Origin of the sequence: Amycolatopsis vastitatis (assembly GCF_002234595.1) — a bacterium.
Lineage (GTDB): Bacteria > Actinomycetota > Actinomycetes > Mycobacteriales > Pseudonocardiaceae > Amycolatopsis > Amycolatopsis vastitatis.
In genome coordinates this window covers 1-19465 of record NZ_NMUL01000065.1, presented here as the reverse complement: position 1 = coordinate 19465, position 19465 = coordinate 1, and the positions used below count along the sequence as shown (strand labels likewise).

Annotated in this window: 12 protein-coding genes; 4 read left to right on the top strand and 8 right to left on the bottom strand. The window is 71.9% G+C overall.

Annotation, left to right across the window (positions count from 1 at the left end):
- Positions 1-56 precede the first annotated feature (56 nt).
- The gene (locus tag CF165_RS43695) at positions 57-1382 is read left to right on the top strand and encodes a DUF2079 domain-containing protein (protein ID WP_093953478.1); all 1326 of its coding nucleotides are present in this window, start codon (positions 57-59) and stop codon (positions 1380-1382) included.
- A gap of 127 nt (positions 1383-1509) precedes the next feature.
- Here CF165_RS43695 and CF165_RS43690 read toward each other — a convergent pair whose 3' ends face one another.
- The 5 genes from CF165_RS43690 to CF165_RS43670 all read right to left on the bottom strand — a co-directional run bounded on the left by CF165_RS43690 (position 1510) and on the right by CF165_RS43670 (position 7516).
- A complete protein-coding gene (locus tag CF165_RS43690) occupies positions 1510-2001 on the bottom strand; it encodes a DUF4232 domain-containing protein (RefSeq protein ID WP_093953549.1) in 492 nt (163 codons plus the stop codon).
- A gap of 141 nt (positions 2002-2142) precedes the next feature.
- Positions 2143-4689: a CHAT domain-containing protein gene (locus CF165_RS43685; RefSeq protein WP_093953477.1), complete on the bottom strand. Its 2547-nt coding sequence runs from the start codon at positions 4687-4689 to the stop codon at positions 2143-2145.
- 123 nt (positions 4690-4812) lie between these two features.
- On the bottom strand, positions 4813-5298 hold the full coding sequence (locus tag CF165_RS43680; RefSeq protein ID WP_093953476.1) for a hypothetical protein: 486 nt from the start codon (positions 5296-5298) through the stop codon (positions 4813-4815).
- Positions 5295-5870, bottom strand: a complete 576-nt coding sequence (locus CF165_RS43675; protein WP_093953475.1) for an RNA polymerase sigma factor — start codon at positions 5868-5870, stop codon at positions 5295-5297. The genes CF165_RS43680 and CF165_RS43675 overlap by 4 nt, the downstream gene beginning before the upstream one ends.
- Entirely contained in the window at positions 5867-7516 is a 1650-nt protein-coding gene (locus CF165_RS43670; RefSeq protein WP_093953474.1) for a S8 family peptidase, read from the bottom strand. Before CF165_RS43670 ends, CF165_RS43675 begins: the two co-directional genes overlap by 4 nt.
- Before the next feature lie 190 nt (positions 7517-7706).
- Here CF165_RS43670 and CF165_RS43665 point away from each other — a divergent pair, with 190 nt between their 5' ends.
- Positions 7707-10874, top strand: coding sequence for an RHS repeat domain-containing protein (locus CF165_RS43665; protein WP_205661160.1), 3168 nt, complete (start codon positions 7707-7709; stop codon positions 10872-10874).
- 44 nt (positions 10875-10918) lie between these two features.
- Here CF165_RS43665 and sigJ read toward each other — a convergent pair whose 3' ends face one another.
- A complete protein-coding gene (gene sigJ / locus CF165_RS43660; RefSeq protein WP_093953473.1) occupies positions 10919-11800 on the bottom strand; it encodes an RNA polymerase sigma factor SigJ in 882 nt (293 codons plus the stop codon).
- 154 nt (positions 11801-11954) lie between these two features.
- Between sigJ and CF165_RS43655 the strand changes: the two genes are divergently transcribed.
- A complete protein-coding gene (locus CF165_RS43655; RefSeq protein ID WP_093953472.1) occupies positions 11955-14792 on the top strand; it encodes an alpha-L-fucosidase in 2838 nt (945 codons plus the stop codon).
- On the opposite strand, the gene CF165_RS43650 is transcribed toward CF165_RS43655, so the two are convergent.
- Both CF165_RS43650 and CF165_RS43645 read right to left on the bottom strand, forming a co-directional pair.
- Positions 14781-15422 carry a hypothetical protein gene (locus CF165_RS43650; RefSeq protein ID WP_093953471.1) on the bottom strand — a complete coding sequence of 214 codons (642 nt, stop codon included), beginning with the start codon at positions 15420-15422 and terminating at the stop codon, positions 14781-14783. The two genes, CF165_RS43655 and CF165_RS43650, sit on opposite strands and share 12 nt — an antisense overlap.
- A 172-nt stretch (positions 15423-15594) precedes the next feature.
- On the bottom strand, positions 15595-16827 hold the full coding sequence (locus CF165_RS43645) for a S53 family peptidase (protein ID WP_093953470.1): 1233 nt from the start codon (positions 16825-16827) through the stop codon (positions 15595-15597).
- Between the two features lie 269 nt (positions 16828-17096).
- Between CF165_RS43645 and CF165_RS43640 the strand changes: the two genes are divergently transcribed.
- Positions 17097-19418 carry a chitobiase/beta-hexosaminidase C-terminal domain-containing protein gene (locus tag CF165_RS43640; protein ID WP_093953469.1) on the top strand — a complete coding sequence of 774 codons (2322 nt, stop codon included), beginning with the start codon at positions 17097-17099 and terminating at the stop codon, positions 19416-19418.
- The last annotated feature ends 47 nt before the right edge of the window (positions 19419-19465 follow it).

The following is a 19465-nucleotide window of genomic DNA, read 5'->3' as shown; positions in this document are numbered from 1 at the left end:
AGAGTTCTTCAGCTCGCTTAAGCTTCCGTTCAGCGTGGCCGCACGAACATCCCGCCATGCTGATCGATCTCGCTCCCTCCCCCGCGCGCACGCGCGAAACCCGCGCGATCCCTTACGTCGTCGCCGCGGTCGCCTTCGCCGGGTATGCCGCGTGGTCGCTGCAGCGGCTCCGGACGTTCGACGCGAGCGGGTTCGACCTGGGGATCTTCGAACAGGCGGTGCGGTCCTACGCGCACGGGCACTGGCCGGTGTCGGACCTGATCGGCGCGGGCTACCCGACGCTCGGCGACCACTTCCACCCGATCCTCGCGCTGCTGGCGCCGTTCTACCTGCTCTGGCCGTCGCCGGGCTGTCTGCTGGTCGCCCAGGCCCTGCTGTTCGCGGTGTCCGCCGTGCCGGTGACGCGGTGCGCGATCGAGCTGCTGGGTGCGCGCCGGGGTGCGGTCGTGGGCGCCGGCTACGTGCTGTCGTGGGGTCTGCTGTCCGCCGTCAACTTCGACTTCCACGAGGTCTGCTTCGCCGTCCCGATGCTGGCCTTCGCCGCCGAGCACCTGCTGCGCGAGCGGTGGCGGGCCGCGGTCTGGTGCGCGCTGCCGCTGGTGCTGGTCAAGGAGGACCTGCCGCTGACGCTCGCCGCCGTCGGCGTGGTGCTCGTGCTCAACCGGCAACGGCGGCTCGGCTGGACGGTGATCGTCTTCGGCGTCCTCACTTCCGCGTTGCTGTTCCTGGTCGTGTTGCCGGCGCTGAACCCGGCGGGCGCGTACGCGCACAGCGGCGGCTTCAACCCCTTCGGCGGGGCGATCGTCAAGGTTTCGATGGTCCTGGCCTTGCTCGCGCCGACGGCGTTCGCGGCCTTGCGGTCGCCGTTGCTGCTGTTGGTGGTGCCGACGCTGCTGTGGCGGCTGGTCTCGGCGAACGACCGGTACTGGGGCATGGGTTACCACTACAGCGCGGTGCTGATGCCGGTCGTGTTCATCGCCGGCGTGCACGGCGCCCGCCGGTTCGGCGGGTTCGGGCGCTTCCTGCCGGCGTGTGCCCTGGTCGTCGGGCTGGGTTCGTTCGGCCTCCAGGCCGCGCACCTGACCAGCGGCGTCTGGACGCCGTCGCAGCGGGAGGGCATCGACGCGGTGCTGGCGCGGATCCCGGACGGCGCGACGGTGATGGCGTCCAACCGGCTGGCCCCGCACCTGACGTCCCGCTGCACGGTGCTGTTCTTCGACGGCGTGTCGCCGCTGCGGCCGGAGTGGGTGGTGGTCGCGAACCCGGAACAGTCGTGGCCGACCACGCTGGAGACCAAGGCGGCCGCGGTGACGGAGCTGGAGAGCACGGGGTACCTGCGCGTCGACGGGACGGACTCCGTCGTGCTGCTCCACCGTGAGTAGGGAACTCGCAGCGGTAACCGGCCAGTCGGGGGGCGTGCCGGCCGGTTACCGCCGCACCGAGGAAGAGGGGACCCCGCGCCAGGAATGACGCGCGGCCCCGCGCTTCACTCGATCGAGTGACGGAAGGTCAGTCGCTGACCGGCGTGACCTGGACGGTCCGTCCCTTCACCACCGCGCCCGCAGGCCACTCGACGCTCACGGGCTGGCCGTACGGGCCGGTCGGCAGGTCGAACGACACCCAGGACGGCACCCCCGACGGGGCCGCGGCCGTGGCCTGGACGATCCGGGACACCGCCGGGTGGCCGTCGCGCAGGTTCACCGGCAAGGCTTCGCTCCTGTCCGGCGTCGCGGTGATCGGCAGCAGCTTTCCGCGGGCGATGAAGGACAGCGCCGTGGGCGTGCCTTCCAGCTTGCAGTTCGTCATCGGCGAAGCCGCGGTGTAGGTGAGGACGTAGGCCTCGTGCCCGGCGGCGTGCGTCGGATCGGCGGCCACGGTCACGTGGACGTCCGAAGCCCCGCACGGCATGTCGCTCGGCATGGCGTTCGCGGCCCCGCCCGCCAAGACAAGCCCACCGGCCACCAGACCGCCGACGGTCATCGCGGCACCAGCTCGCTTCATGGTCATCTCCCTCGTTCCGTGATCAACTGTCGTTGATCGGACTTATGAGGAAAGACGCCCGCGGCGCCCCGGGCTGCTGCGTCGCGATGGTGTCGCTCACGGAAAAGCAACCCCGGAAAGGGCCGCACGTCTTCATGGACGTCAGCTGCGGCCGAAGCAGACGAACGGCATCAGCGGTTCCGCCCGCGCCGCGTCGGCCAGGGCACGCGCAGGGGGCGTGCCCGCCGACAGCGCCCGGTGGAACGCCAGCATCACGCCGCCCGCGGTGCGGTCGTCGACCCGCGCCACGCTCGAGACCACCGTGCGGCTCCCGCCGTACAGCAGCGCCGCGGTGAACCCGAGGACCTCGTCGCCCGCGCGGACCACCGTCTGCCCGACGTCGCACGAGGACAGCACCACCTGCTCGGGCGCCGTCGCGAGCTGCTGGACGTCGTAGGCCATCAGCGGCCCGTCGGCCAGGTTGAGCCGGGAGAACAGCACGTTCTCGTGCTCGTGGTGGCCGTGCGCGGCGAAGTGCGCCAGGCGGCAGCCGTCGAACGCCTTGAGCGTCGCCGCGACCGTCGCGTCCGGGCCGGTCAGCACCTCGGCCTCCGGGTAGAGCGGGGCCAGCAGCGCGACCTCGGCTTCCGCGTGCCGCAGGTCCGAACCCGCGACGAGCAGGGGCGCGCCACCGGCCCGGCGGGGACGGCGGCCCGCGTCGAGCCAGGCCGACGACGACGGCGTGACCGTCACCGGGCGGCCGTGCAACGTCGGCAGCAGCCCCCACGGGATCGCCGAAAGCGCGCCGGTCGGCACGACGACGACGTCGAGGTCGCCGAGCCGGGAAGCCAGTGGCGCCAGCAGGATCGCGTCGAGCGCGGTGACCTGCGTCCGCACGGAACGGCGGATGACCTGGTCGAGCTTCGGCGGCAGCTGCCGCCCGCACAACGCGTCGAGGTCGCTGTGCAGCCGCGCGACCGGCTCCGCGACGGCCGACGCCGGACCCAGCTCGATCAGCGCGACGCGGTGGTCGGCGATCACCTGCGCGCACAGTGCGCCGTGGTCGGCGAGGAAGCACACCATCGCGCTGCCGGTGGCCCCGAGCTCGTCGCCGATCTCGCCGAGCCTCGCCTCGGGATGGTCTTCGTCGGTGCCTTCGGCCTGCCAGCCCTTGGCGCGGATCTCCCGTTCCAGCGCGGCACAGCGCCGGACGGCGTGGGGGTCCGGCTTGCCCGCCAGCTCGCCCGAGCGGATCTGCATCGACAGGTACCGCAGCTCGGCGACGGCGTCGACGAGCTCCGGGTGCGCGGGCGGGCGCACCGGCCGGAACCGGAACGCCTGCGCACGCGACCGGTCGAGCCAGCGGAACACGACACCGGGCGAGCGCTGGGCCATGGCCGCGGCCAGGCCGGCGTCGGCGAGCTCCTTGCCCAGTGACGTCGTCCCGGTCTGCAGGTCGACGCTGCCGAACCGGCTGCGGTGGTGCTGCAGCTGTGTCAGCCCGGCCCGCGCGTTGGCGAAGGTGATGCGCCGGTGGCCGCTCGCCGCGCCGAGTTCGGCCAGCGCGAGCCGCCGCACCAGGCGGTTCTCCAGCGGCGCGGTCCGGCGGTCGCGCGGCGCGATGCCGGCGCGGGCGCCGTCCAGGTCACCCAGGACGATCCGGGCCCGCGCGGCCAGCAGTGCCGCGATTTCCGCGTCGTTGCGCAGGCCCAGCCCGGTGAGCCGATCGGCCAGCGCGGTCGCCTCCGCGGCGACGCGGGCGATCCGCCGTCCGGCCGCGAAGTCCGCGCGCAGCACGGTCAGCTGCGCCACCGCCGCCCAGGTTTCGTTGCCCCGCCGCCGAAACCGGCGTTCGGCCCGCACCGCCCAGCTCCGCGCGGTCGACGGCTCGCCGCCCGCCAGCGCCGCCAGCGCCCTGGTCAGCTCGGCCTCGGCGTGTTCCTGGTTCATCCGCAGCCGCGGGAACTGCTCGAGCGCCGCGTCGAGTTCGGCGGCGGCCTCCTGCGGCAGCCCGGCGGCGAGCAGCGCCCGCGCCTTGTCGACGGCCAGCACCGGCAGCATCCCGACGCTCTGCTCGGCGTAGAACCCGCTCGCCGCGTCGAAGTCCCTGAGCGCGCCCGGAATGTCGCCGGTGAGAACGCGCGCCTGGCCGCGGCCGTGGGCGGCTTTGGCGAAGATCCTGGCCAGGCCCTCTTCTCCGGGTTGGCCGGCCCCGATCTGCTCGCACTGGTCGAGATCGGCGAGCGCGAGCCGGACGCGCCCGGCGTACTGGTGCAGCATCGCGCGGTTCAGCAGCGTCCTGGCGAGCACGACGAACTCGCCCGCCTGCCGCAGCAGCGGGATCGCCTCGTCGAAGCACGCCAGCGCCTCGTCCATCCGGCCGATCAGGATGAGCACGAGACCCCGTTGCTGGCGCAGGATCCCGCGCCCGGCGTCCGACACGAGGACATCGGCTTCGTCGAGCAGGGCCAGCCCGCGGGCGCTGTTGCCCAGCGCCGTTTCGACGGCCGCGTACGTCCCGAGCACACGCGTCGCGAGGTCCGGCCAGGACGGCCAGTCCGGCGGCGGTTCCGTCGCGGGCAGGCCGAGGAGCCGCGCGGCCGAGCGGATCAGCCGCCCGCCGACCACCGGCTGTCCGTCGTTGGTCGCCGCGACCGCCCGCCGGTGCAGGTCGCGGACCCGGTCTTCGACCTTCGCGGACGCGACCAAGGGCTGACCTTCCGGCCGGGGCCGTCCCCCTCGGCCGAGAAGGACGTCCCGGATGGTACCTCCGGCCCGCCCGCCGTCGTGAGTGGGAAACAGTGTCAGAACACTGTTTCCCACTCACGACGGCTACAGCTCGATGGCCGGGGTGCTCACCGTCCTCGAAGTCCCGCGCGTCCGCACGAGCACCTGCACCATCCCGTGCGGCACACCGCACACGGCGAACCGCCCCTCGGCGTCCGAAGTGGTCGTCAAGGTGCCGTTCTTGGTGCGGACCTCGATCGGGTGCTCGGCCGGCGGGGTGAGCCAGCCGTCCAGCCGGATCGACCCGCCGGGCTCGGGGCTCACGTTCACCATGATGGTGAGGCTCTCGCTGTCGAAGGTGATGAGCCTGCCCTGCTCGGCGGCACTCCGGGCGGTGGCGAGCCCCTCCTGTTCACGAATCCGCATCACTTCAAGGTCGACGTCCTCCAGCTGGATGGCGAACCGGATCTGGTCCACCAGCGTGGCGGGCATCGGGTCGGCGTCTTCCCACAGCTCGCGCACCCCGGCCAGCAGCCGGAGGTCGAGCTCGTCCAAGGGCTCGTCAGCGCCTGGTGGTTCGACGGTGGTCACAGCCAATCTCCTTCGCCGTTGGCGAGTAGCTGCTCGCGCAGGCGCGCGAGACAGCGTCCCCTGGTCGGGCCGATACTCCCCCTCGGCATTCCCAGCCGGGCGCCGACTTCGGCGTAGTCCGGCCGGTGCACGAACGCCACGATCCGCAGCAGGCGGCGGCAGCGTTCGGGCAGGTTGTCGACCGCGCGCCACAACCGCGCGCGCTGGTCGTCGCGCAGCACCCCCTCCTCGGGTGCCGGTGACGCTTCCACGAGCCGCTCCGGGAGCTCCGGCAGCGGCCGTTCGACCTGGCGTTTTTCCCCAGTCCGCCAGGCCTCCCGCTTGGTGACGGTGATCAGCCAGCCGGTCAGCGCGACCGGCGAGCGGATCTCCGCGAACGAGCCGAGCAGGCGCAGCCACGTCGTCTGCACGACGTCACCCGCCTGGTCGGCGTCCAGGCCCTGGTCACGCGCCACCTGCCAGAGCAGCGGCGTGAGCAGGACGACCAGTTCGTCCAGCGCCGCGCGGTCGCCCTCCCGCGCGGCGCCGAACAGGACCGCGACGCGGCCGTGGTCGGTCTTGGCCACGTTCACAGTGAACCCAGCGCGGTCCACGCGCGCTTGACGACGGTGTCGCGGTCGACCGTGGCCAGGTCGCCGGACTGCAGCAGGGCCTTGCCGAGCTCGGCGGCGGCGAGCGGCGCGGCGAACGACGTCCCGTCCCAGACGGCGAACCCGGCGCTGTAGTCGTCGGGGTCGAACGAGTTGCGCCCGTGGTCGGGCACCTCGTGGTCGGCGGCCGCGGTGCCGCGGACGTCGGTCGGGTAGGTGCTGACGACGCCCGCGCCGGTCGCCCAGCAGCGCACCCACGGGCCTTCGTTGGAGAACAGCGCCTTGCTCGTGGTGACGTCGGGGTTGAGCGCGCCGACGCTGATCACCTGCGGGCCGCAGCCGCCGCCGAGCGGCTGGTCGGCGAAGGCCGCCGGGTAGAAGCGGCGGGTGGTGGCGTCGTTGCCCGCGGCGGCGACGACGAGCACGCCGAGGCCGAGCAGCTCCGCGATGGCCGCGCCGAACTGGCCGGTGTAGGCGATGTCCGCCGGGTTCTCCTCGTAGTAGCCCAACGACAGCGAAACGATGTCGACCATGTGCTCCGGCCGGTTGTTCGCCTGGGCGTCGCGCACGCGGTCGGCCAGCAGGTGCAGGGCGAGCAGCACGTCGGCCTCGTACGCGACGCCGTCGCTGTGCACGACGCGGATCGCGAGGGTGTCGGCCTCGGGACACGCCTGCCGCACGATGCCGGCGATGAACAGGCCGTGCCCGGTGTCGGTGTCGATGTCGCCGATCAGCGGCCTGCCGGTCGTCGGCGCGTCCCAGTAGTCCGTCAGCAGCTGGGTGTGCAACGTCGTTCCGGTCGCGAGCTCCGCCTGCAGGATCGCCGCCTGGATGTCCGGCGCGACGGCGAGCCCGGTGCCGGCGGCCGGCGGCCCGCTGCGGTCGGCCAGCCCGAACCACGGGTGCGGGCCGATGCCGGTGTCCAGCACGGCGATCACCGGCCGCCGGTGGCCGGACTTCTCGCTGCGGTAGGGCGGGGCCGCGGCCAGCGTCACCGGGATCCGGTTGGCGCCGCGCGTGCGCCCGTAGGAGCTGCCCGCGCCGAACCCGCTGGTCTCCCACGGCGTGCCGCCGAGGCCGCTGGTCTCCCACGGCACCCCGCCGAACACCGGCGTGGTGAACAGCAGGTGCTCGGGCGAAGTCCGCGCGACCATGTCCGGGTCGAGTTCGGGCCGCTCGCCCGCCGCGGCGGACCGCAGCTCCTGCAGGGCCTTCCAGCAGTCGACGACGACGGGGCCGGAGTCCTCGCGGACGCGCAGCAGGGCGCGGACGGGGAGGTCTTCGAACTGCCGGGCGCGGGCGAGCTCTTTCACTGCGGCGCTGTCGCCGCCGCGGTCGGCCGGTTCGCAGTACAGGCCGATGCGGGCGAGCACGCCGTTGACCGCGGCCAGGGCTTCCTGGTCACGCAGGTACCGCTGGGGCATGAGGAACACGCCCGGCCGGTACACGGTCGTGCGCGGGACCGGCTGGCCGGGCGCGACGACGGCCGTCGCCGGGTCGAGCACGCGCGCGCCGTGCCGGTCGAGCAACTGCCTGGGTGGGGACGGGAGCTCGTTGAGCGTGCTCCGGTCCTCCGAAGACGCTTCAGCCACTTCCGAAGTCTCCTCCCGCACGAACCTGACGACCATCCGGTCCACCCTCCTACTGCCCCCGTTGATCAGGTCTGGCACCCGGGAAAGACCCGTGGGCCGCAACCGGGATACGACACCGACGTCACGAATGCGTAACGGTGACGGCAAACGGGTGAAGACGTATCTGGGGCGCCCGACTCACCCACTTGGCCCCGAAGAAGTCACATATCCACGCGGGGAGATCACCATGGTTCTGCTCCGGTCGGGTGCGCCTGAGCCGGTCCGGCCCACGTCGGTCACCGGGGCGGGCGGGGCTTTCACCCCGGATCCCGCAACCGGAGGTGGCCGCTTCTCGGTGCCGCTCGACCTGCCACCCGGTCCCGGCGGCATCGCCCCCGCGCTCGCGCTGCGCTACACGACCGGCGCGCCCGGCGGCCCGTTCGGCGACGGGTTCACGGTGCCGCTGCCGCACGTCCGGCCGTCCGGCGGCCGCGCGCGGCCGGGCGCCGAAGGCAGGCTCGCCCGCGTCGGCGAAGGCTTCGTGCTCACCACCCGGTCGGGCCGCCGGCACTTCCTCGCCCCGAGCGACGGTTCCGCCTGGTACCTCGAACGGACCGAGGACGCGCTGGGCACCACCGCGACGTTCGACTGGGCGCACCACAGCGGGCAGGCCTACCTCACGCGCGTCTCCTACGGACCGTACGAAGTGGACTTCACGTACGAGCCGCGGCCGGACGTGCTGCGCTGGGGCCGCGGCGGCACCCTCGTCACGACGGCGCTGCGCTGCACCCGGATCGACCTGCGCGTGCCGGGGGACGCGCGGCCGCTCGTCCGGCGGTGGGTCCTCGGCTACGACCTCGACGACGTCACCGGCGCGTCCCTGCTGACGTCTGTGTCGCTCACCGGGTTCGACGCGCACGGCGCCGAAGCGGCCGCGCCGGCGCTGCGGCTGGCCTACGCCCACCCGGATCCCCCGCCGGCCCGGCGGCTCCAGGTCGCCGCGCGGGCCCGGGCCGGGCAGGGCGTGCTGCTGCTCGACGCCGACAGCTCGGTGCCGTACTACTCCCTCGACGACCTGCCCCGGACCGGGCGGCTGAGCGAGATCGACAACGGCATCGGGCTGTGCACCGGGATCGAGTACGCGACCGTCGAAACGGTCCCGGTGGTCCGGCGCGTCTCGCTGCGCGAACCGGCGACGGGCCACCAGGGCGTGACCGAGTTCGAGTACCACGACGGCCGGTTCGACGACGCGCGCGCGTTCACCGGGTTCGGCCGGGTGGCGCAGGACGAGCTCGGCGACGAGTACGCGCCGACGCTGCGGACCGTGCGCTGGTTCGGCGCCGGCGGGCTCCTGAGCAAGGAGGAGACCTACGGCCTCGACGGCTCCCCCGCCGCGGGACGGCCGTACCGCCGGGTGGAGCACCTCCGCCGTCCACAGTGGACACGCGTGGTGACGACGGAGTTCGAGCGGCGGGAGACGCCGGTTTCGGTCACCACGACCGACACGGCCTTCGACACCGCCGGGAACCCGACGCGGGAGGTGGAGACGATCGAGCGGCCCGGCCGCACCCCCGTCGTGCGCGAGACCCGGACGACGTACGCGACCGACGCCGAACGCCGGTTCGCGGGGCTGCCCGCGCGGGTGCGCGCGGTGGACGGCGCCGGGAAAGTGTGCTCGGACAAGGTGTTCCGGTACGACGAAGAGCCCGACGGGACGGCCGGTTCGCACGGCCTCCTCACCGCGCGGGAGGAGCTGGCGCTCACCGACGCGCTCGTCGACGCCGTCTACGGCCGGGTCCCGCCGGACTTCCGGCACCACGGCTACCACCGCCGTCCCGGCGAGGACGGCTGGTGGGTCACGACGTTCCACGGGCGCCTCGACACCGTCACCGGGCTGCGCACGACGACGACCGACCCGCTCGGCCACACCCGCGAGGTGCGGTATTCGGCCGACCGCTGTTTCCCCGAGGCGGCCACGGACCCGCTCGGGAACGTGACGGTCACGCGGTACGACGTCCGGACGGGCGCCGTCCGCGAGCTGGTCGATCCGGCGGGCGGGGTGACGACGGTGACCCCCGACCCGCTGGGCCGTCCCGGCGCCGTCGTCCGGCCGGGCGACTCGGCGGACCTGCCGACGCTGCGGTACCGCTACGACCACAGCGGGCCGGTGCGGGTCACCGCCGAGCAGCGGGCGGTGTCCGGCGAGGCGGAGGTGCTGGTGACCGCCGAAGTGCGCGATGGCGCCGGACGGCTGCGGGAACGCCGGCACGCCGACCTGCTCGGCGACGTCGTCGACGAGCGCCACGAGTACTGCGCGCGGGGCCTGCTGTGCCGGACGACCCGCGGTTTCCGGAACGGCGAACCGCCGCCCCCGCCGTCGGAGTTCCACTACGACGCCCTCGGCCGCCCACTCGCCTCCACGACTGTTCATGAGGGTGCCCCGCACGGCATCTGCGACCTGCTGGGGCGGGAGCTGCGTGGCGCGGACGGCGTCGTGTACGTCCGCGACGCGGCCGGGAATCCGGTGGAGGCGCGGACTCCGGACGGGCACACGGTGTTCCGCGTGCACGACGCGGCCTCCCGGGTGGTCGCGGTGCTCGTCGACGACCCGCGCGGCACCCCGGTCACGACGTTCACCCACCACGACCGCGGGCTGCCGGTGCCGCGCGGCGCGGGGCCGCACAGCTGCGGGCGCCTGGTGCGCGTCACCGACGAATGCGGCGAGACGTTCTTCGGCTACGACGCGCTCGGCAACCCCGCGGAGAAGCGCTGGCGCCCGGCACACGTCGCCCTCGAGTACCAGCTCGACGTGCGGCGCCGGGCCGACGGGCGGGTGGCGGAGGTCGGCTACCCCGACGCCGGCGACGGGCGGCTGACCGTCCACCACCAGTACGACGAGGTCGGCAGGCTGGTGAGCGTGCCGGGGTTCGTCGACGCCGTTCACTACGACCTGCGCGGCCACCGCATCGCGGTGCACTACGCGAACGGCGTCAGCGAACTCGTCGCCGACGGACGCCACGTCGTCACCGGCCCGGGTGGCTGGCTGCGCGAGATCGAGGCCCCGGCCGAAGCCCCGGAAACGCCGTCGGGGAGCGAAATCCGCGACGCGTTCGGCCGGCTGCGCGGGGTCCACGGCGACGACGGCGTCAACGCGCTGTACAGCTACGACCACACCGGCCGCCGCGCCCGCACCCTGGTCACCGACGGCACGCGCATCCACGAGGTCCTGACCCCGGACGACCTTTACGCTATCGAGAACGGCGAGCTGGTGGTCGTGGTGGCGGACGCGGTCCGCCAGTACCCGGACGGCAGGCGGCGGTACCTGCACTTCGCCGACGCGGGCGGGATCGCCCTGGTCACCGACGAAACCGGCGCGGTGGTCGAGGAAGACACCTGGCCTGTCCCGGCGACGTGAACGACTCATTCCTGTCGTCTGACGACAGGAACGAGTCATTCACTTCAGTCCAGCACCGCCAGGTCCAGCCGACCAAGGCGCTCGGGGTCGGCGAGGATGTCGATCTCCACGATCCGCCCCCCGACCACGACAAACCCCAGCACCGAGAACGGCCTGCCCTCGCGTGTAGCGACCACACCGGCGGCGCCGTTGACCAGGGCCCGGTGGACCACGCCGCCGCCGGCGCCGAGGCGTGAGAACGTCAGCGCCTGGTTCGCCACGGCCGCCGCGCCGTGGACCTCGGTCGAGCCGCCCTGGGCCGCGCCGCGGTCGGCGCGCAGCACGACCTGGGGGTCGAGGACCGAGACCAGCGCGTCGAAGTCGCCGCCGCGGGCGGCCGCCAGGAAGGCGTCGACGACTTCGCGCTGCCGGGCGAGGTCGGGGTCCGGCGCGACCGGCGCGCCCTGCACGCGTCGGCGGGCGCGGCTCGCCAGCTGCCGGGTCGCGGCTTCGGAGCGGCCGACGATCGACGCGATCTCGTCGAACGGCATCGCGAACATGTCCCGCAGCACGAACGCCAGCCGCTCGGCCGGGGTCAGCGTGTCGAGCACGACCAGCAGCGCGAGGCCGACCGAGTCCGCCATCAGCGCCTCGTGCTCGGGGCCGTCGTCCTCGCGGCTGATGATCGGGTCGGGCACCAGCGTTTCCCACGGCTCTTCGCGCCGGGCCTTGCGCGACCGCAGCATGTCGAGGCAGACCCGCCCGACGACGGTCGTGAGCCAGCCGCCGAGGTTTTCAACGGCGGCGGTGTCGCTCCGGCTCAGCCGCAGCCACGATTCCTGGACGGCGTCCTCGGCCTCGCTCAGCGAGCCCAGCATCCGGTAGGCGACGGACCGCAGGTGGCCGCGGTGGGTCTCGAAGCTGCGGGCCAAGACGTCAGCGTTCACGGGGTTCGTCCTTTCGCGGGTCGATCACCACCTTGACGAACGCGGCCCGAGATTTGTGACAGGTAGGACGATTGTGTGCCGGTGAGCGGCATCTACCCTTGACGTACGATATATGACGAATAAATCATCGGATCTCTCCGGACGAGGAGGTCCCTTGAGAATCCGACTGCTTGCCTGCCTCGCCGCCGCCGTCGCGCTGGTGGCGAGCCTGGTCAGCCCCGCGAACGCCGAGCTCTACAACCCGCGCCAGGACTGGCTGCGGGCCTCGACCGCCGGCCTGTTCCTGCACTGGGGCATGTTCACCGCGCCGCGGCACACCGACTGCGCCGCCTGGGAGCGCGACGTCACCGACGGCGGCTGGACGCCGGACTACTGGATCGACGAGGCGAAGAAGCTGGGCGCGTCCTACGTCGTCCTCACCACCTTCCACAGCCGGCTGGGGTACGCGCGGCCGTGGCCGTCGAAGATCCCCGGCAGCTGCTCGACGCAGCGCGACTTCCTCGGCGAGCTGATCGCCGCGGGCCAGGCCAAGGGCGTCCGCGTCATGCTCTACATGACCGACGACCCCCAGTGGCACAACGAAACCGGCCACGAGTCGCTCGACTCGGCCGCATACTCGGCGTACAAGGGCAAGCCGGTCGACCTGACCACCCGGCCCGGCTTCGGCGAGTTCTCCTACGACCTGTTCGACGAGGTCATGGACCGCTACTCCGGCCTCGCCGGCTTCTGGATCGACAACGACAACGAGTACTGGGAACAGCACGGGCTCTACGAGCACATCCGCGAGAAGCGGCCGTCCTGGTTGCTGAGCAACAACAACGAGGACACGCCGATCATGGACACGGTCAGCAACGAGCAGAAGACCGGCATGACGCCGTCCTACGACTACCCGCAGGCGGTCTACACGCCGATGCCGCGGCTCACCGAGGCCGACTACAAGCTGCCGACCAACGGCGACTGGTGGTACAGCGGCGGTGACCAGGCCGTCGACGTCCGGCTCTCCACCGGCCGCTACATCACGAACGCGGGCTCGTCGATCAAGTCGCTGATGGCCGAAACCGCCATGCTGAACGGCAAGTTCCCGCCGCAGCAGGAGGCGTTCAACAACTTCATGGCGTCCTGGACGCAGCCGATCAAGCAGTCGCTGCAGGGCACCGAGGGCGGCGGCTACATGTACGGCGGCCTGCAGCCCGGCTTCTGGAACGACGGCGCGCACGGCGTCATCACGGTGAAGCCCGGCGCGAAAACGCAGTACGTGCACGTCGTCACGCGGCCGTCGACGAACCTGGTCCGCCTGCGTGACAACGGCTACCGCGTCACCGGCGTGTCCGACCTGCGCACCGGCAAGCCCATGCGGTTCGCGCAGTCCGGTGGCTATCTGTCCATTCTGGACATCACGAGCTGGGACGACTACGACACGGTGTTCAAAGTGGACACCGCCGGTCAGCAGTACTTCTACGACAAGAACACGATCAAGGCGACCGCGTCGGCGAACGGGGCTTCGGCGGCGAACCTCGTCGACGGCAGCTACCTGAACTACTGGGACGCGGGCGGTCAGCTGCCGGTCTCGGTGACGCTGGACCTGGGCCGGAAGCGGTCGACGGCCTACCTGGCGGTGCACGAGCGCGAGTCGTCGCCGACGTACGCGCGGGAGTCCTTCGGCCGTGCCGAGGACTCCGCGCGGATCAAGGACTACCGCGTCCACGCGAGCGACGACGGCAAGACCTGGCACACTGTGCGCACCGGCGCCTTGCCGAGCGCCCGCGGGGTGCAGTTCATCGACGTCGGCGAGGTGCACGCGCGGTACCTCAGGCTCGAGGTGCTGAACACGTGGTCAGGGCCGCAGGCCAAGCCGTTCTTCCACCAGCTCGCGCTCGACGAGATCGACGTCGCATACGGCTACCCCGACCCACGCGGCGAGGTGCCGCTGGAAGCGGAGTCGTCGCGCAACGGCTTCGAGGGCAAGGCGTCGCCGGTGTGGTGCGAGGCGTGCTCGGGCACGAACGAGGTGACCGGGCTCGACCGGGGCGCGGTCGTCTTCCGTGACGTCCAGGCCGCGGGTCCGTCCCGGCTGCAGCTGGACACGACGGGATCGGGCTCGCTCTCGGTGAGCGTGAACGGCGGCGCGCCGATCGCGGTCACGGTCCCGGCGAGCACCCCCGGCGTCGTGACCTCGACGGCGATCCCGGCGCCGCTCAACGCCGGGACCAACACGATCAAGGTGTCCGGCACGGCCGGCCTCGACCGGATCGCGGTGGCCCCCATGCCGCCCGAGTCGTACACCCCGAAGACGACGTTGACCGCGCAACCCGCCGGCGTGCAATGGGTTTCGCCGGGTCAGCAGTCGCTGAAGATCACCGCGTCGCTGCGGCTGGACGTCGACGACCCGATCGACCAGGTGTCGCTGGCCCCGGTCGTCCCGGCGGGCTGGACGCTCCAGGGCGCCCCGGTGACCGCGGCGAACCTGCGGCTCGGCCAGGTGCTCAGCGGGTCCTGGACGGTGACCGCCCCGGACGCGCAGGCCGCGACCATCCCGGTGACGGCGTCCTTCACGACGCTCGGGCGGGCCACGTCGGTGAGCAAGCCGGTGCAGGTGAAGCCGCGCCCGGCGGGCCGGGTGTTCATGCGTGAGGCGGAGGACTCGGCGAACGACATCGGCGACGCCGGCGTCACGAGCTGTTCCCCCTGCTCGGGCGGGCAGAAGGTGCGCAACATCGGCGGCAGCCCCGGCGCGGCGGTCACGTTCCCGGAAGTCACGGTCGGCGCGACGGGGCAGTACACGTTGTACCTCGACTTCACGGTCAACGGCGACCGCTCGTACTTCGTGTCGGTGAACGGCGGCACGCCCGCGGAGGTCAAGGTCAGCGGCGTCGGGAACAACACGCCGTACACCACTTCGGTCCCGGTGACGCTGAACGCGGGCGCCAATACGATCCGGATCGGCAACGACCGCGCCGGCGCCCCGGATCTGGACCGGATTTCACTGGGTTAGCTCGCGCAGCACCCGGGCCGGGTCGATGTCGATGGCGGCGGCCGTGCCCGGGTGCTCGCTCGGCGCGCTCCACGCGACCGAGATCCACACCTCGGCGTAGTCACCGCGCTCGATGCGGGGCAGCCGCCAGGTGAGCCGGCCCCCGGTCCGCTCGACGGCGTCGCCGCCGAGCAGCCGGGACCAGTACGGCGGCACGTGCTGCCCGGCCCGCGAGCAGCGCCGCAGCAGATCGGCACAGGGACCGCCGACGCTCACCACGGCGTCGGCGGTCTCGGCGGTGAAGGCGCTTTCCCGGACGCTCCCGCTTTGGGGCGCGCCGGTCAGTTCGGCCCGGACGACGAAGCCGTCGACGGATTCCCTGGCCAGCACCCGGAAGACGGTGACCTCCCGCGCGACGACGGGGTAGCCGCCGGGCAGCCGCGGCGCGGTCGGCCCGGCCACCACGTCGAGCCGCACGGACGGGTGCCGCCACCGGCACAACCGGGCGCCGGAGGCGAGCCCCCACGTCAGCTCCGGTCTCGCGGGGACGTCCCAGCCACCGAGGCGCACGGCGAACCGCACGGCCCCGAGCGGGGTGACGACGTCGAGGGCGCGCGGAGCCGTCCGCGACAGGACTTCGGTGTCCAGCATGGAGACATCCTTACCCCGCGCGGGGACACGCGAAAATGCGCTGCGCGAACGTCACCCTTCCGGGGAAGATCGGCGTCATGGAGGAAGCCCCGTCCGCACAACCCCAAGTTCGTGAAGGCCACCTTGAGGAACTCCAAATTCCTCAAGGTGGCCTTCACGAACACCGGCGAGGTCAGAACCCTGAGGTGCCGTTCGGCGTGCCCAACCCGGTCGGCCCGTCGTAGCCGGCGACCGCCGTGCAGAGGTACGTTCCGCCGCAGCTGCCGTTCGATCCCGACGTCACGTCGTAGAGCCCGCTGGTGTGCGCGTAGGGGTACGAACCCGAAGTGACCGAGTTGCCCGCCAGCGCGTACACGCTCGCGATCACCGGCGAAGACAGGCTCGTACCGCCGACCTGCACCCAGCCGTCCGCGCCCTGGGCGAGTCCCAGCGACAGCAGGAAGTCGCACCAGGACGAGCTGCCGCAGCTGTTGTACGTGTCGTAGACGCCGAGGCCGGTGGCCGGGTCCGCGACGGCCGAGACGTCGGCGACCGTCCGCTTCGCGCATCCGGCGTCGTGCTGCCAGGACGGCTTGGCCTCCAGCGTCGAACACCCGCTGCCGCTGCCCTTCCACGCCGTCTCCGACCAGCCGCGCGGGGTGCCGGCCGCCTTCTTCAGCGTCGTGCCCCCCACCGCCGTGACGTACGGCGACGACGCCGGCCAGCTGACGCCGTAGCCGGAGTCGCCCGAGGAAGCCGTGACGGCGATGCCCGGGTGGTTCAGGTGGGCGTCCGCGGCGAGGATCGTCGAGTCCTCGGAGCCGCCGTAGCTGTTGGAGATCGCCACCACGCCCGGCGTCGCCGCCGCCGTGTCGACCGCCGTCATCAGCGGGTCCGTGTCCGGGGAGTTGGCTTCCACCAGCAGGATGTGGCAGTCCGGGCAGGTCGCCGACACCGCGTCGAGGTCGAGGCTGATCTCCTCGGCCCAGCCGTAGTCGGGCGCGGGCAGCGGGCTCGCCGCGCCGTTCTGGTTCACCTTCTTGAAGCAGCCGTTGGCCGTCGTGCACGGCGAAAGCCCGCGCGCCGACCGGAACTTCGCCAGGTCCGCCTCGGCGGTCGGCGCGTCCTGAGCGTCCACAATGGCCACCGTGCGGCCGTTGGCGTGCAGCCCGCCGAGGTTGTACGCGGCCTGGATCTCGGCCGGCCCGTACCCGACCGGCGTCGAGACGACCAGCGGGCCGTTGCCCTTCGGCGAGCGGATCGCCTTGCCGAGGCAGTGCAGCTTGCCGGAGGTGGCGCAGCCGAAGTTCACGATGCCGCCGCTCTGCAGCGGCGTCGCTTCGGCGGGTGCGGCGACGGCCACCGACAAGGGGGCCGCGACCAGAGAGAGGACGACGAGGGACCGGAACAGCCGTGGGGGCGCCATGGGCCTACTCCTCGGTAGGGGACGAGGTGTGGCAGGGGATCGTCGCATGTCACTCGTTCGTGGTCACCCGACGGAAGAATGTTTCTCGGTTCAGTCATTCGCCCACCGGACGGCAAACAGGACCAACGGTCACGAACCGCCTCACTCAGCCGCGTGATTGGTCCAGACGAATGTTATGAAAACGTGACGTAAGCACCGCTGAGCGAAAGCTACTTTGTTGTGACTCGCAACAAATGCTCGTGGATCCCCAACGGCGGAGGTGTCACGGCGTGAACCGGACCATGGACAAGCTTCGACGACGCGGCCCGAGGTTCGCGCTCGTCACGTCCGCGCTGCTGGTGGCGGCGGGGCTCAGTGCCCCCGCCGCGCTCGCCGCGGACGACTACACCCAAAGCGTCAGCCAGCCGAGCGCGACGCAGGTGACGATCGCGTTCACGCCGACGACCCCGGCGCTGTACGTCGACGTCCACTACACCGGCGTGCCGGGCCTGGGCCAGCAGAACGTCCGGATGACCAACGGCTCCGGCACCTGGCGCACGACGGTTAACGGCGTGAGCAGCGGAAACGTGCTCGACTACTGGTTCACCTACGAAAAGAACGGCCCGCAGTACGACACCCCGCACTTCAGCTACACCGTGGGCGGCGGCTCGTCGACGGTGGCCGCGCCGACGTTCAGCCCGCCCGGCGGCACCTACTCGAGCGCGCAGACGGTGACCATCAGCAGCGCCACCGCCGGCGCGGCCATCCGGTACACAGTGGACGGATCGACGCCGACCGCGTCGTCGACGCTCTACAGTGGACCGATCAGCGTGCCGGCGTCTCGCACGGTGAACGCGATCGCCCTGAAGTCCGGCTCGGCGAACTCCGCGGTCTCGAGCGCGAGCTACACCATCGGCACCCAGGCGGGCTGCCCGACACAGTCCGACACCCCGGACTTCGGGCCGAACGTGCGCGTCTTCGACCCGAGCATGTCCGCGGCGACGATCCAGGCCCAGCTGGACACCGACTTCAACAACCAGAAGGACACGCTGACCGCGCAGTTCGCCGAGCGGCGCGTCGCCCACCTCTTCAAGCCGGGCACCTACAACGTGCACGACAACGTCGGGTTCTACACCTCGGTCGCCGGCCTCGGCCAGAACCCCGGCGGCGTGGTGATCAACGGCGACATCACCGTGGACGCCTTCAACGCCTCCGACAACGGCGTCGCGCTGCAGAACTTCTGGCGGTCGGCGGAGAACATGGCCGTCAACCCCTCCAGCGGCAACGACCGCTGGGCGGTGGCGCAGGCCGCGCCGTTCCGCCGGATGGACATCCGCGGCGGGCTGCAGCTGTACCCGGCGAGCTACGGGTACGCCAGCGGCGGCTACATCGCCGACACGAAGGTGTCCGGTCAGGCCGCGTCGGTGTCGCAGCAGCAGTGGTACACCCGCGACTCCTCGCTGGGGAGCTGGAACGGCGGCGTGTGGAACATGGTCTTCTCCGGCACGAGCGGCGCGCCGGCGAACACGTTCCCGAACCCGCCGGAGACGACGCTGGCCACGACGCCGGTCTCGCGGGACGTGCCCTACCTCTACGTCGACGGCACCGGCAAGTACCGCGTGTTCCTGCCTTCCCTGCGCACCAACGCGTCCGGGCCGAGCTGGGCGAGCGGCAGCACGCCGGGCACGTCGGCGCCGATGAGCCAGTTCTACGTCGTGAAGTCCGGTGACACGGCCGCGTCGATCAACAACGCGCTCGCCGCGGGCTGCAACCTGTTCTTCACGCCGGGCATCTACCACCTGAACCAGACGCTCAACGTGACGCGGGCGAACACGACGGTCCTCGGCATCGGCTACCCGACGCTGGTGCCCGACAACGGCGTCAACGCGATGCAGGTGTCCGATGTGGACGGTGTCCGGCTCAAGGGCCTGCTCTTCGACGCGGGCACGGCGAACTCGCAGGCGTTGCTCACCGTCGGCCAGTCCGGCTCGTCGGCTTCGCACGCTTCGAACCCGACGACGGTTCAGGACGTCTTCTTCCGCATCGGCGGCCAGCTCGCCGGGAAGGCGACGAACAGCCTGGTCGTGAACAGCAGCGACACGATCATCGACCACATCTGGGCGTGGCGCGCCGACCACGGCAACAGCGGCACGGTCGGCTGGACCACGAACACGGCCGACACGGGTCTGCTCGTGAACGGTGCGAACGTGCTGGCCACCGGCCTGTTCGTCGAGCACTACCAAAAGTACCAGGTGATCTGGAACGGCCAGGGCGGCCGGACGATCTTCTTCCAGAACGAGATGCCCTACGACGTGCCGAACCAGGCGTCGTGGAACGCGCCTTCGGGGGTCGCCGGGTATGCCGCCTACAAGGTCGGAGCGAACGTGACTTCGCACGAAGCGTGGGGTCTCGGGAGCTACTGCTTCTTCGACACGAACCCGGCGGTGTCCAGCTACCACGCGTTCGAGGTGCCGAACAACGCCGGCGTGCGGTTCCACAGCCTGCTGACGGTGTCGCTCAACTACCGGGGCACGATCACGCACGTCATCAACGACACCGGCGGCACCACGCCTTCGGGCACGGTCCCGGTCAACGTGGTCAGCTACCCGTAACCGCCCTCCCGCGCCGGTCGTGAGTGCGTAACAGTGTTCTAACACTG

Bases quoted from the DNA above. Each gene is read 5' to 3' on its own strand.
- CF165_RS43645 (WP_093953470.1), bottom strand. From the start codon at position 16,827: ATGGCGCCCCCACGGCTGTTCCGGTCCCTCGTCGTCCTCTCTCTGGTC.
- CF165_RS43695 (WP_093953478.1), top strand. From the start codon at position 57: ATGCTGATCGATCTCGCTCCCTCCCCCGCGCGCACGCGCGAAACCCGC.
- CF165_RS43665 (WP_205661160.1), top strand. From the start codon at position 7,707: ATGGTTCTGCTCCGGTCGGGTGCGCCTGAGCCGGTCCGGCCCACGTCG.
- CF165_RS43650 (WP_093953471.1), bottom strand. From the start codon at position 15,422: ATGCTGGACACCGAAGTCCTGTCGCGGACGGCTCCGCGCGCCCTCGAC.
- CF165_RS43690 (WP_093953549.1), bottom strand. From the start codon at position 2,001: ATGAAGCGAGCTGGTGCCGCGATGACCGTCGGCGGTCTGGTGGCCGGT.
- CF165_RS43670 (WP_093953474.1), bottom strand. From the start codon at position 7,516: ATGGTCGTCAGGTTCGTGCGGGAGGAGACTTCGGAAGTGGCTGAAGCG.